The sequence below is a fragment of the Desulfosarcina ovata subsp. ovata genome (genome assembly GCF_009689005.1).
Lineage (GTDB): Bacteria > Desulfobacterota > Desulfobacteria > Desulfobacterales > Desulfosarcinaceae > Desulfosarcina > Desulfosarcina ovata.
This window is the reverse complement of record NZ_AP021879.1, coordinates 5,429,066-5,442,860: the sequence shown is the minus strand read 5'-3', so window position 1 is coordinate 5,442,860 and position 13,795 is coordinate 5,429,066. Positions and strand designations below refer to the sequence as shown.

Below are 13,795 nucleotides of genomic sequence, written 5' to 3'. Positions count from 1 at the left end.
TTAACGTTGATGCAGAAGCTGTCAAGGCCGAGTCTCCAATGGCGATGTTCCGGTCACCACGCGTCGGTAATGTTCGACAAATTGAATCGTGCTGTCGAGAACCGATACGGGATATCTTTTTATCTGGCTGCTCTTAAAAACGGTCAGTACCTGCCTGCCGTTAGGGCTGGAATACAGATTCAGGATCGCATGTTTCAGCTTGTTCGTTTTTTGAGTCCGATCAACCCTATGGGGGAAGACAAAAAGGGCGGTAATAAAAGGCGGCGACTCCGCCACCACCCTTAGCTTTTTTCGCAGTTGGGGATTGAGTTCACACGCAAGGTCGAAGGCTTCGGAGACGACCAGCGCTGCATCGGCCTGGCGAAAAAACACCTGAAGAATTGCCTTCGAAGGATTCTCCACAACCTTCGGCGTCTGGAATGTCGATTGGTGCGGTTTTCCAGTTTTGTCCGTCATCAGCGTCTGCAACCAGGGACGGGCCAGATCCATTCGCCGGTCTTTGCCTATCACCAGCTTGCGCCCGGAAAGATCTTCCGGGCTCGAAATACCGGTTTCTTTTCCCACAATGACAACATAGGAAATGGCGGGGCCATTTTCGTTAGCGGCGATGTATACCTCCGGCACCTTCAGACCGATGTCTAAGTACTCCGGTACGGTTACGGAGATTCCATCCGGCCGGTATTCATCCACGGCCGCGCGTAATTCATTAACATGACGTGGAAAAAGGCGCACGTCGACTTGAGTCAGGCCCATCTCCCCGCCCACGGTGTTTCCCCAGACTTTGAGCGCTGCGGCGATATCGTTGGCATTGAGGTTATCAAACCCGCTGGCAGACACACCGATGCGAATCGTCCCATCATTTTGGCCTTGGGAACATAGGGCATGCCCGGTAAGGAAAATGCAGATCAGTAATAGATAGCCTATTATTTTCATTTTTCAATCGTTTTGAGTACTTCAGCCCCGACCACAAGGTCCAACTGCGATAGAAGGGCCACATGCTCGTAGCAGGTTTTATAATGTTGGGCGGACATCAGCGCCTCCATCAATTGGGCCGTGATGACGTCCTCGGTTTCCACCAGTTCGTTCCGGTAGGCCCGGGTATTTAAATCTCGGCTTTCCAATGCCGCGGTCATGGCATCGTGGGTGGCCTGGTAGGCTTTCTGAGCCGCATTGAGCGCCAGGAACGTGTCTTTGATCTGCAGGCCGATTCCTTCCTTGAGCAAAATTTGCTCCGCTTTGATTTTGGCTATCCGAGCCCTTGCTGCATCCACCTTGCCCTTGGTCAAAAAGCCGTTGAAGAGCTGAAATTCAACCCCGACACCGATATTCCAGCCTTCCTTGTTGCGGTCGGTTGCCATACCGGCATCATAATCGTTCCACCATTTGAATAATTCCCCGGTCAGGGCAAGCTTCGGGAAGTATCCGCTTTTGGCGGTGCGCGCAGCACCTTCGGCGGCCAGAAGACCGGCATCCACCTTGGCCCAGTCCGGACTGAACCGGTAGGCAGTGCTCACCAGGCTGTCCAGGTGCATGGAAATAGGCCTATAGGGCAGTTCCATATCAACAGGGATCACGCTTTCCTTCCAGGACATCCCCATGGTGTTCGCCAGCGCGGCCCTGGCCATCAGTTCATTTTTCTCCAGCAGGGCCACCATGGCGCGAATCGATTCCACCATCACCTTGTTGTCAAGAAAGTCGGTCTTCTTGACTCTGCCGCTGCCCTCCTTATACATCGCCTCGGTGAGATCGAGGGTCGCCTCCATCCGTGCCAGGGTGTCCATTCCTATCTGGTGCAGCCGCGCCGCCAGCACCGCGCCATAATAGAAACGCTTGACGCTGTCCACAATTTCCAGGTCAGTGCGGCGGGATTCCTGTTCCATCGCTTTTACCAGCCCCCCGGTCTGTTCCCGATACCCCTTCCGCATTCCCCCGTCGTACAAAAGCCACGTCGCTTCCAGGGACGCCCTGTAGGAGTCTTCGTCCATCAGTTTCACATCCTGCTCGGGAACGGAAAATGAACTGGCGGGAACCGTTCCCACTCCCGGAATCGTAACGGGAATGCTGCCCCCCATGGGCATTGCCATCTCCGAGGCGGGGAAAAGGAAATTCTGGGACTCATCCATACGCTGATATCCCGCCTGCAGATTCACCTGGGGCCAGTACGCGGCAAGGGCTTGGCGGTGCTGCGCCTCGGCCATCTTCACGGCATAGCGTGAGGCCGGACGACGGTGGTTGTTTTGAAGCGCTGTTTGAATGCACGCTTCCAGTGTCGCCGTCTTTATGATCTTACCGTCCCGTTGTTCCAATGTCGTTTGTGCCGAAGTCGAAGCCGGCGGGATACAAAGGGTTGGCATGATAAAAAAAATGAACGCCGCACAACCCAGCAAAATTCGATACACCATGGTTAATTCCCTATTCGATAATTTTCAGTTGCTTAAGAGCAGTCAGCAAACAAGACTATTGTTGTCAGGTTTGTTACATTATAGGTTTTTTTGCATCAAACTTTAGGGCTGCGGTGCATGCATTGATGAACGGAGGGCTACAGCAATCGGGAAAATCTGAGCGGTTATAGAAACATGTCATTCAAAGCGATGCCGTTGTTTGTACCTCCGATATAAATCTATATTTTAAACCGCCTCACCATAATATTGAGCTTTTCGGCCAGTTGGGAGAGGTCTTCGGCACTCAGGCGAACCTGCGAACTGCTGCTTGCCATTTCACCAGCGGACTGATTGACCTCGCCGATCGATTGTGTGATTTCACCCGCGACGCTTGAACTCTGGGCGACATTTTCATTAACTTCGCCGACACCCTGTGAAATTTGAGCTATGTTTTCGGCGATCTCCTTGGTGGAAATGGATTGTTCTTCCACAGCGGTCGCGATGGTGGCGACGATTTCATTGACCGTATCAATCACCGTGCCGATCTGATTGATGGCCTCGATCGTGCCATTAGTGGATCCCTGGATGCCCTCGATTTGCTGTTTGATGTCCAAGGTAGCGTCGGAGGTCTGCTTGGCCAAATCCTTGATCTCGTTGGCGACTACGGCGAATCCTTTTCCGGCCTCGCCGGCTCGGGCCGCTTCGATGGTTGCATTGAGCGCCAATAAATTGGTCTGTTCGGAAATCTCGGTGATCGCCTCGGTGACTTTGCCGATGCTTTGGGCAGCTTTGCCCAGGGTCGTCATCCGTTCCCCGGCATCTTTGGTCTGGGAAACCGCCTGATCAGAAATCACCCTGGCTTTTTCGGCGTTTTTCGCTATTTCATTGATGGTTGCGGTCATCTCTTCGGCGGCCGAAGCCACCATACCGCTGTTGGTGCTGGATTGCTCCATGGCAGCAGACACCGAGCTCATATTGACACTCATTTCCTCTGCTGCTGCAGCCACGGTTTCGGATTTGCCCGATGTTTGCTCGGCGCTGGCCGACATCTGCTGGGAAATCGCCGACAATTCCGTGGAAGAGGAGGACAACGTCTGTACGCCAGTGGTGACATCCTTGATCATGGCGTGCAGTTTGCCCATAAATTCATTGAAGCGTTGGGCCAGGTCACCAATTTCATCCTTTGTGGCAACTGACAAACGAGTAGTCAGATCCCCCTCGCCCTCGGCTAGATCGGTGAGGTTGGCAACCACCCCCTGCACCGGCCCTACAATGGCCCGAGTCACGAACAAGGCGACGCCAACGATGGCTGCAATGCCGATAGCGCCGACGATGAGGGCCACCCATTGAAGGGCGTTGATCGCGGCAAACGCCTCGGCCTCGTCGATTTCGGCCAGCAATGCCCAGTTCAGGCCTTCGAATTCCAGTGGCGTATAAGCGGAAAGAACCGGGTTGCCGTTATAGTCGATGATGATCTGCTCTTCGGTCCTGCCCTCCAAAGCAGCCCGGGAGGCTTCGGTATCCACCTTCCCTTTGTCCGGATGACGAAATGATTCTATCACAGAATGGTTTTCCGGGTCTAAATAGGAATCCGATCGCATCAACCGATCCTGGCCAACCAGATAGGTCTCACCGCTTTTGCCCATGCCGGCCCGTTCCTGCATTATCTTTTTCAATTTATCGATCGGAAACTGAAACATCAGGACACCGATCTTTCGTCCCCCGCTGAATATTGGCGATGCCACAAAACCGGCTGGCGCCTCGTAAGAAGGAAAATATTGTTTGAAATCGGCGAAGACTACCGTATCGGCGGAGTTGGCGGCATTGGCCTTACGGAAGAGCTCGCCGAAATGGGTACCGGCATAAGGCCCGTTGGTCAATGATGTTGCAAAATCAAGCTCCTTGAACACCGAGTAAACTATCTTCCCGGTATCCGGGTTTACCAGAAAAATATCGTAGTAGCCGAATTTCTGTAGATAGCTTCGAATGATCGGATGGTACTGCGCATGAAGCTGACTATACCGGGATCTGTCATTTGCACGATCCAGGGCATCCTTGGAACCTAACGGGTGAGGGTTCGCCTTGATATAATGGTACTGAAGGGCCACTGTACTACTGTCGAGTTGGCCGATAATGGTGTTGACTGTTGGCGATTGCCCGTTGTTCTGTTCCCGATAAGAGGTCAATGTCATAAAGTTAAGAAGTAAAGCGATAAACCATTGAATATACATCGGTATGGTGTTACATTGTGGCCGATTTCAGTCTCGAATTACCTATTGCAAAAGGAGAAAATAATGTCAAAAACTTTCAAGAAGCAGAGCAAAGTTGGCATGGAGACTGCTTTCCGAAACCTGTGCCAAAACCGTTGATTATCTAAAAAAAATTCTTCACTCAGAGGACTTTGTCAATCGGCACAAAAAGTCCCAAAAAGATTTTACACGAAACAGAAAATTACCATTTCAAACGCTTTTTCTCTATCTCATTAACTTCATCAAAGGATCATATCAAGATGAACTGGACCACTTTCATAAGGCGCTATTCAGATTGGATGTCCCTGTTGCAATGGTTACAAAAATGGCGCTTTGTTTGGCTCGTAAAAAACTCAAGTCGTCCACTTTTATAGAATTCAACCGCCATCTTCTGGAGTTTTTCTATGACAATTACAAAAGCGTCAAAACATGGCATGGTTTCAATTTGCTTGCGATAGATGGATCGACTCTAAAGCTTTTCAAATACGAAGAAATACGGAAGCATTTCGGCATAATGAAGCCCAAGAACGGCCCTCCGTGCCCCATGGCCCGTGTTTCACAAATGTTTGATGTCTTGAATAAAATTACCATCGAAGCTTTTATAAAACCATACTGCATCGGCGAGAGAGAACTATTGCGGGATCATATGCTCAACTTACTCCCAAACGACCTTCTCTTGTTGGACCGTGGTTATCCAGCTTATTGGGTTTTTAACCTCATTCTCTCTCAAGGTGGAAACTTTTGCGCCAGGATTTCAAAAAGATGGAAAATTGTTCAATCCTTCATCGAATCCGGCCTTGATCAGGATATTGTTGACATAAATGCTTCGCATCAATCCATCAAAGAATGCTCGGAAATGGGCTTGGACACAGCGCCGCTTCGCTTGCGCCTAATACGCATAGAACTTGATTCAGGCGAAATTGAAGTTTTGATCACCTCTCTTACCGATGAGGGAAAATATCCGAAGGAAATTTTCAAAGACCTGTATCACAAGCGCTGGCCAGTAGAAACAGATTACCTTTTTATGAAAGAGCGTATTGAAATCGGAAACTTTTCAGGCGAATCCGAATTGTCTGTCTATCAAGACTTTCATGCAAAGGTATTCGCAAAAAATCTTGCTACGATCCTTGCCTCTCCTGCACAGGCAGATATAGAACTCGAAAGCATGGAGAAAAAGTACGATTATCAATTAAACATGACGCAAATGTTTTCAAAATCCAAAGATACGCTTTTTTTGCTTTTTGAAAGACCTCCCGAGATTGTATTAAAATTGATCCAAAGCCTTCATGAATTATTTAAAGCTGCAACAGAGCCTATCAGGCCGGGACGAAAATTTAAGCGTGAGCACAAGGTCTCTAAGCGTGAACATCACATGCAATACAAGCCTTGTCGTTAACTTTATGACATTGGATAAGAGGTGCTGAAATCCTGGTTGTAATAGGTTCCCAGCTTATTGCGCAGCTCGGCTGCACTCTGGTCACTCAATTCGTTTTCTTCCATAAAGGTTTCGATCTGTGCGGACGAAGATATCTTAAATGGTCAAGCAGCTAAGGAACAGCCTATAAATAACTTCGTCTATTAAGGTGATATGCTAACATTTTAAATTTATCCAAATATCTATTAAAAATATTGTTTGCGACAATAAACTATTAAAATATGGTGCGTTACAGGACTTTGATTGTTTGACGCTCTGCGGTTTAAATGTTATAGTGTCAACTATATAACAATTTAAAGTTGACACTATAACATTATGAACATTCAAAAATATCAATCAAAAGACCTGGAGCAGTTTTTAATACGTCAAAAAATCAGCACGTTAAAAGAGATTAAGACAGTGCTCGGCACCGATGTCGATATGACGGCTTTTAGAAAACTTAAACAATTGTCGTATCGATCAAGTTACTCACATGGGGGCAGATACTACACCCTGGATAAAGTCGCCAAGTTCGACGACAACGGCCTATGGTGTCACTTGTCTGTATGCTTTTCACAGCATGGCAACCTGCTTTCAACTCTTGAGCACTTGATAGCAGGATCGGAAGCAGGTTTTTTTGCCAAAGAACTTGAAGCGCTGTTGGCCGTTAGTGTTAAGGAATCGCTTTTACGTCTGATAAAAAAAGGCAAAATCGATAGGAAAAAAGTCTCCGGCGTTTACCTGTACTGCGCAGCCGATGCTTCTATGCGCAGGCAACAATTGCTGGCTCGTCGGGTCAAGCTTTCGGATACCGAAGACTTTTCGGACGAAGTCAAAGCAGCGATTATCTTATTCGTCAGCATTCTTGATGAACAGCAGCGGCGACTTTTCGCCGGACTTGAATCGTTAAAACTGGGTCATGGAGGTGATCTGCGCATTGCGGATCTGCTGGGGCTGCATCCTCAAACCGTTGCCAAGGGCCGCCGGGAACTCATTGACCAAGACATTGTTGTCGATCGCACCCGCAAGAAAGGGGCCGGTAGAAAACCTGTGGAAAAAAAACACCGGAAGTGATCGAGGAGATCAGAAATCTTTTGGAATACGACACCGCCGGAGACCCGATCACGGGGAGAAAATGGACCCGTCAAACCCCGGCAAAGATAGCCCGCTTGCTTGAAAGACGTCTCGATATCCGCGTGTCGGCGGCAACCGTTCGGCGACTATTAGACGAGCTCGATTATTCATTGAAGGCCAACAACAAAGCCCTTTCGGCCGGATCGCATCCAGACAGAGACAAGCAGTTCGACATCATCAAGCGCCTTCGGGAAAACTTCAGCGCGACAGGAGATCCGATCATCAGCGTGGACACGAAAAAGAAGGAATTGATCGGCTTGTTCAAAAATAATGGTCGCGTGTGGTGCGACGAAGCCACCAAGGTCAAAGATCACGACTTCCGATCCGAGGCATTGGGTATAGCTTCCCCCTATGGCATCTATGACGTCGGGCTCAACAAAGGTGTGGTGGTGATCGGAAAGTCGGCAGATACACCTGAATTTGCGGTCAACGCCATCACTACTTGGTGGCAGAGTTCTGGCAAGCATCAATATCCAAGGTCCAAACGCGTTCTAATTTTAGCCGACAGCGGCGGAAGCAATGGAGCCAGGCCACGTGCATTTAAAAAGTTTCTTCAGCACCGGCTTGCCGACGGGCATGGTCTTGAAATTTCGGTTTCGCACTATCCGACAGGAGCAAGCAAATGGAACCCGGTGGAGCATCGAATGTTTAGCGAAATCAGTAAAAATTGGGCCGGGATACCTTTAGAAAGTTTTGATATCATGCTCAATTTTATTAATGATACCGATACCGAAACAGGGCTTCAAATCAAGGCATATTTTGACGAGCGAGAATATGCCAAAGGGATAAAAGTCCCAGACAAGGAATTCAAAAGCCTCAATATTTCAAAGAACAAGGAATTGGGCAATTGGAACTATACGATCAAGCCCTCATGTCCAACAGCAAAAGCAGAAGCTATGAGATGGGAAGAACTTTTAAAATGTGAACTTATTTCTGACTGAACCCTAAGCTAAATTTTACTTCCTTATTGCTGAACCAATTGTGATACTCATCGTTGATTTTCAAAGTTGTGATGATAGCCAGATTGAGAGAGCCTTTCTTCGCCCAACTCATTCCATTCTTCTTTTGGCGATTTGAAACGACGAGGTCGTTCATCTTTTCACCCACATTACTCGAGTTCCGAAGATTTAACCGTTTGCGCATATCATAGTTGGGAATCGAGGATTTATTCCGACCCAAATAGTCAATGAGCTTTTGAATATGATTCTCATCCTTGATTTCGGATGCCGGGATGTTTTCAAGATATGATATGGCCTTGTTTGTAAGGCCGTGCCACAACAACGGCATAACCGCGCGAAGCGTTTCATTTCTCAACTTTCTGCCTTTCATCCCCATGCTCAATTCTTCTTTGAACTTCTTGCATAGATGAAACCAATCAAGAACAATCTGCATATTATTGTACCAACCAAATTGCTTGACGATGGCAGCATTTAGCGCCTTATGGCCGTCGGTAAAAATCTGAAGACGTTTGCCGAATAGAAAATTTGACAAAAGAAACGCGATTAGCAACCACAAGCATGATTTGGTGCCATCAGCTGCCAATACGTATTTTGGGCCTCCATGTTCAATGTGGCATACGGTATCATGTACATATTTTCGCGTATGCTCAGTGATTTTTGGGCTTTCTCGTGTACCCTTCTGCCTTTTGGGGGTTACGTCGTCTATGCTTATGTTGACCGTTTGACTGGGTTCTTCGTAAATGACGGGATTATTCAACAGTTCAATCGGATTATAGTCGAAAGATCCTTTAGAAAGGGCCTTGTGAACTTCATCCATGGGAATTGATATCGGTTCTCCGCCCCTGGGAATATCTGGGTTGATACAACATCCGTCAGCGCTGAAGTTGCCATGATTCAAATCATCGGCCTTTTGCTTTAAATGGTCGATCAATTCCCGACCTTCTTTCTGGGTCTGATCATGCAATGTGCGATGTGGCGTACCGCCTTCTATTTGGTGCCGTATGAAGTTGAGCCATTTTGATGTTTTCCGGAAGGATCCTTCCGTATTACCCATAATCATGGCCCGTTCCTTAAAGCCCGTGGTCAAATAAAACTGATTCGTTCCTAATGGGGCAAATATCGATTGACTACTGTCAAACCGAACGCCATTTTCATCAAATGCGAAGTGGGTTTCAAACGCAAAACGCCCCACGGCGCCATCCACCAGATATGGGCTTTCATTTACCTCAATTTGATTAGCCCCACTGAAAGTCAGGACTTTTTTTTAGACACCTTTTCCATGTGTCGTGCTATGGCGGCTCTTATTGCAGGGTATGCCGTATTTAAAATTGCTATTTCGCAGTCGTCTATATTTTCACCGGCATCAGCGTTTACAGTGTATTGATAACATCCATCTTCCAGTTCAATGGGCTTATCGTCCGTTTCCTCATCACATTCAACCAGGTTCACCATGACTTCGATTTTGTATTTGCTCATTGGTAGCCTCCGTCTCGGGGTTTGAGATAGTGATCTACCAAAACATCGCATTTATCTTTAATGATGTCCAGTCAATTCCGAACCTATTTTCATATCTTAATTTTTGGTTAGCCCTTTGTGCAATATCCATCCTGGGCATGGTCCGCACAGCTCGAAAGGTTTTAAACGCCGTGGAAAATTCATCCATGGCGGAGATAATCATGCGGTCTTCTGAAAAAGTAAGCGCCTGATCTTTAATGGTCTGCAGGTAGTCTAATACCTGTCCTTTCTTCACATCCCGCATGCTTTCCATTTGGGCAAAAGCCTGGTCATGGAGGGCCGAGTTTGCCTCGTTCAAGGCCACTATTGCCATCACGGCAAAAGGGATGATCCCGACACTTAGAAAAGCGACCAGGAGCTTGAATTTGAGCTTGAATTTCTTAGACATAGTACGGTCCTCCTACCTTTTATCCCGCAGTTATTTAGTATATATAAAATCGTATATTGGTAAGCATTGCCATAGCTGAAGCCTTAACTTTGGTTGTTTTTACAATGGCTATCCCATTCAATGGATACTAATTGCGGTATTTGTTCTGCTGGTCCTTTTTACCACTGCTGTCACCGGATATGTCTCATTTATAAATGGACAACGTGCAGTCAACGAAGTCTCTCGGCATTTGCGCAACGAAATTACCTCTTCCGGCCTCGCCGGCTCGGGCCGCTTCGATGGTTGCATTGAGCGCCAATAAATTGGTCTGTTCGGAAATCTCAGTGATCGCCTCGGTGACTTTGCCAGGGTCGTCATCCGTTCCCCGGCATCTTTGGTTTAACCCATGGATTCAGCCCTTAGTTAACGTGCCCTCGATAGTACTACCTTGAAAGGGCTGTCCATGGATTCAAAATCCGGTTTCGAATATCCAATTCGAAATGAGTTACAACCAGTTTCTTCACGCTCAGCGGCGTTCTGGTTTAATTTTTTAAATTTTAAACTGATCCACCATTTGCTTGAGGCTTTCCGACAGTTTGGACAATTCCTGGGCCGACAGATTGACCTGGCTGCTGCTGGTGGACATCTCGTTCATGGACACGCTGACCCCGGCGATATCCTGGGAAACCTCGGCCGACACCGTCGAACTCTGGTTGACATTCTCGTTGACCTCCTGGATACCCTGGGAAGCCTGGGCCACGTTGGTGGCGATGTCCTTGGTGGCCGCGGACTGTTCTTCCACGGCCGTGGCGATGGTGGCCACCACGTCGTTGACATCGGTGATCACCTGGGTGATCTCGCCGATTTGGCCCACGGTCATGTTCGTGGTGCCCTGGATGCCCTCGATCTTTTCCTTGATATCGCCGGTGGCCTCGGCGGTCTGCTTGGCTAGTTCCTTGATTTCGTTGGCCACCACGGCAAAGCCCTTGCCGGCCTCGCCGGCCCGGGCCGCCTCGATGGTGGCGTTGAGGGCCAGCAGGTCGACCTGCTCGCTGATGTCGGTGATGGTCTCGATGACTTTGCCGATGGCATCGGCCGCCGCGCCCAGCTGATCCATGTTGGTAGAGGCGCTGGAGGCCTTATGTGATGCCTCGTCGGAGATGCCGCGGGCTTTTTCGGCATTCTGGGAAATTTCGCCGATGGTGGCCGACATCTGTTCGGCAGCCGTGGCCACCACGTTGGCGTTGGTGGCCTGCTCTTGCAGGGCCGCGGCCATATTATTCATATTTGCGCTCATCTCCTCGACGGCGGCGGAAACGGTGTTGGATTTATCGGTGACATTGGTGATGCCCTGGGTCATCTGTTCGCTGATGGCGGACAGCTCGGTGGATGAGGAGGAGAGCGTTTCCACTCCGCCGGCGATATCCTTGATGATGCCCTGCAGTTTTTCTATGAAGATGTTGAACCAGCGGGCCAATTCTCCCACCTCGTCGCGGCTGGTCGCCGCAAGGCGCATGGTCAGGTCGCCCTCGCCCTGGGCGATGTCTTTTAAACCGTCGACTGCCGCGTTAACCGGCCGTATGATACTGTTGCCGATAAACCAGGCCATTGCAATACCCATCAAGATTCCCACCGCCAAAACGGATAACAATACAATAATGGCGTGACGATAGCTACGTAAAGCATCCTTTTGTGATTTGTCGGCCTCTGCCAGACTGATCTCCGTCAATTTGTCCAGATGATCGCGCATTTGCTCGAACTTTGTCTTGGCCAGACCCAGTGAAAGATCAAGGGCAGTGCGACGTCCCTGGCGTGTATCGGCGAGTCGGTTGTCTACGATTTGTCGTGAAATGGTCATCCACTCTTTTCGCGCTCGTTCGTATTCCGGAAATATCGCCTTTGTCTCCGGTGTGGCCGACAACATCTTGAATTTTCCCCATCGCTCTTCAGCTTGTTTGAGGTTATTTTCGTATTCGCCCACCAATTCCTTGAATGCATCCGATTTGACGTTGGCGAAGATCATCGATCGCTCGGCAACCAGGAGTTGCTGCAGATCGCGGTCCGCCTCGATCAGAAAATCGATGGCCGGCAAGCGGACGGCAAAGATATCATTAAGGTCCTCCATGACATGTTGGGTGGCCCGATAGCCAAAGAAACCGATAACGGCCATGAAGGCAACCATGATGGAGAAGCTGAGGGTAAGCTTGCTACGAATCCTCAAGTTTTGAATAATGCTAAATCGATTCATTAATTGTCCTTCGTCATTCATATTGAAATATAGTTTTTAAGATAATGTTTTTGGCAAGGCCAGAGGGAGGAAGCTGTATAACCCATACCGCGACGACCGATAACGCAGCCCAAAAACATTATCTTGAATGCTATAGCTGCTGCAGGCCCATCATCTGTACCACCAACCGTGATGGTCACACTTGCATTGGATTAAAAGGCCGAGTAATCGAGGCCTTTCAGTGATTGGAGACCCCATTATTGAAGCTGATCCATATCGACACCGATGGTAATTGCGCCGATGGCTCTGGTGCCATCCATCACCGGAACCGATACTTGACATAGATAGGCTTGGCTGCTGTCGTCGAATTCGACCTCATCGACGAATACCGCACCGCTTCCACCGTTGAATGATTTTTGGAATTTGGCTTCATCACCCTGCCAGTAATCGGAGGTCTTATCGGTCATGGCGACATTGGCCCCCTGGTTGTCCATGACGAAGATCTCGGCATAGTAGGGCGCCGATTGTTGAATCTCACGCAAGTGCTTGCCGCACGGCGAATCCATCAACGCTTTCATATAGTCGGCAATACCCGGGGTGGCTGTCCATTCCTGGTCCTTGGCTTTGATCTTATCAAGGGTCTTGCCTTTTGCGTTTTCGGCCTTGACCACCGCCACAATGACTGGGTCCGTGCCGAGCCGGGCAAACTCGCCCATGGCCATATTTTTCAATTGTTGCGGAGCTTCTTCGGCGACCGCCCAACCGCAAGAAAAAACAACTGCAAAAACAATGGCGATGGTTATCGTTTTTTGTCTACTCATGTTAATGCTCTCCCTATTCGTTATATGTTTATGTTTATGTTTATGGAAACAAAAAGCTATGCTTTGGCCAATTATTTTTCGGGAAAGAGCTTGCATTTAAAAGAATTTAAATGGCTTTTTTTATCAACAGCAAGCAATGGACTTCTATTCGGCCACAGCCTAACAAACTCAAGGAAATGATGAGAAAAATAGATTTCGGAAAAAGGACAGTTTAATTACAGGATATTCCTGTCATTTGGGGTGATATGAGAACGAAGTTGAGTCAATAAATAACGACCTGGATAGAAGTCAGCGGCGGAACCAAGCGCTAACCCATTCATACCAAACTTGATTTCTCTTTACACAGTGGGTACTATTTTGCTACTATAGCAAAACTTTTTCCGGCGTCTCCTGCCAGTGCTGCTTCGATGGTCGCATTCAACGCCAGCAAGTTGACCTGTTCCGATATCTCGGTAATTGTCTCTACCACTTTCCCGATACCCTGGGCGGCATTGCCAAATCTTAAACACCATAGTCACTCAGAAGCGTTCCAAGAAACAATTACAATTATAACTTTTATCTATAGCTCTCTGCCTGGCTTATCCTATATTTAGTGAATACGGGTTTGACTCAGTGAACGTTTACCAGCTATCCATATGCGATCATGGTAAAGGCATGATTGGGTAAGGGGGGGCACCCCCCCTTATTTTTTACCAACTGATGAAGGGAATAGAGAGAAAAACAGGTGA

At 48.4% G+C, this 13,795-nt stretch carries 11 protein-coding genes and 2 pseudogenes; 3 read left to right on the top strand and 10 right to left on the bottom strand.

What is annotated here, in order from left to right; genetic code table 11:
• Positions 1–21: 21 nt before the first annotated feature.
• The 3 genes from GN112_RS23940 to GN112_RS23930 all read right to left on the bottom strand — a co-directional run bounded on the left by GN112_RS23940 (position 22) and on the right by GN112_RS23930 (position 4,573).
• Positions 22–765, bottom strand: a complete 744-nt coding sequence (locus tag GN112_RS23940) for a PhnD/SsuA/transferrin family substrate-binding protein (RefSeq protein ID WP_162459088.1) — start codon at positions 763–765, stop codon at positions 22–24.
• A gap of 164 nt (positions 766–929) precedes the next feature.
• A complete protein-coding gene (locus GN112_RS23935; protein ID WP_197743386.1) occupies positions 930–2,402 on the bottom strand; it encodes a TolC family protein in 1,473 nt (490 codons plus the stop codon).
• 218 nt (positions 2,403–2,620) lie between these two features.
• Positions 2,621–4,573 carry a methyl-accepting chemotaxis protein gene (locus GN112_RS23930; protein WP_231717118.1) on the bottom strand — a complete coding sequence of 651 codons (1,953 nt, stop codon included), beginning with the start codon at positions 4,571–4,573 and terminating at the stop codon, positions 2,621–2,623.
• 133 nt (positions 4,574–4,706) lie between these two features.
• Between GN112_RS23930 and GN112_RS23925 the strand changes: the two genes are divergently transcribed.
• The 3 genes from GN112_RS23925 to GN112_RS23915 all read left to right on the top strand — a co-directional run bounded on the left by GN112_RS23925 (position 4,707) and on the right by GN112_RS23915 (position 8,119).
• Positions 4,707–6,026: an IS4 family transposase gene (locus tag GN112_RS23925; protein ID WP_155309411.1), complete on the top strand. Its 1,320-nt coding sequence runs from the start codon at positions 4,707–4,709 to the stop codon at positions 6,024–6,026.
• A gap of 354 nt (positions 6,027–6,380) precedes the next feature.
• Positions 6,381–7,118, top strand: a complete 738-nt coding sequence (locus GN112_RS23920; protein ID WP_155309062.1) for a hypothetical protein — start codon at positions 6,381–6,383, stop codon at positions 7,116–7,118.
• Between the two features lie 20 nt (positions 7,119–7,138).
• On the top strand, positions 7,139–8,119 hold the full coding sequence (locus GN112_RS23915; RefSeq protein WP_162458776.1) for an ISAzo13 family transposase: 981 nt from the start codon (positions 7,139–7,141) through the stop codon (positions 8,117–8,119).
• Here the strand turns inward: GN112_RS23915 and GN112_RS34530 are convergent.
• The 7 genes and pseudogenes from GN112_RS34530 to GN112_RS23880 form a co-directional block, all read right to left on the bottom strand.
• Positions 8,106–9,341, bottom strand: coding sequence for a hypothetical protein (locus GN112_RS34530; protein ID WP_231717117.1), 1,236 nt, complete (start codon positions 9,339–9,341; stop codon positions 8,106–8,108). The genes GN112_RS23915 and GN112_RS34530 overlap by 14 nt on opposite strands.
• A gap of 47 nt (positions 9,342–9,388) precedes the next feature.
• Positions 9,389–9,613, bottom strand: a complete 225-nt coding sequence (locus tag GN112_RS23905; protein ID WP_155308746.1) for a hypothetical protein — start codon at positions 9,611–9,613, stop codon at positions 9,389–9,391.
• Positions 9,614–9,647: 34 nt separating this feature from the next.
• Positions 9,648–10,040, bottom strand: coding sequence for a hypothetical protein (locus tag GN112_RS23900; RefSeq protein ID WP_155312493.1), 393 nt, complete (start codon positions 10,038–10,040; stop codon positions 9,648–9,650).
• Positions 10,041–10,284: 244 nt separating this feature from the next.
• A pseudogene (locus GN112_RS35405) lies at positions 10,285–10,383 on the bottom strand (methyl-accepting chemotaxis protein); the annotation flags it as partial.
• A 186-nt stretch (positions 10,384–10,569) separates the two neighbouring features.
• Positions 10,570–12,267 carry a methyl-accepting chemotaxis protein gene (locus tag GN112_RS23890; protein ID WP_231717116.1) on the bottom strand — a complete coding sequence of 566 codons (1,698 nt, stop codon included), beginning with the start codon at positions 12,265–12,267 and terminating at the stop codon, positions 10,570–10,572.
• Between the two features lie 236 nt (positions 12,268–12,503).
• The gene (locus GN112_RS23885) at positions 12,504–13,067 is read right to left on the bottom strand and encodes a cache domain-containing protein (RefSeq protein ID WP_155312491.1); all 564 of its coding nucleotides are present in this window, start codon (positions 13,065–13,067) and stop codon (positions 12,504–12,506) included.
• Between the two features lie 358 nt (positions 13,068–13,425).
• A pseudogene (locus GN112_RS23880) lies at positions 13,426–13,563 on the bottom strand (methyl-accepting chemotaxis protein); the annotation flags it as partial.
• Positions 13,564–13,795: the final 232 nt, after the last annotated feature.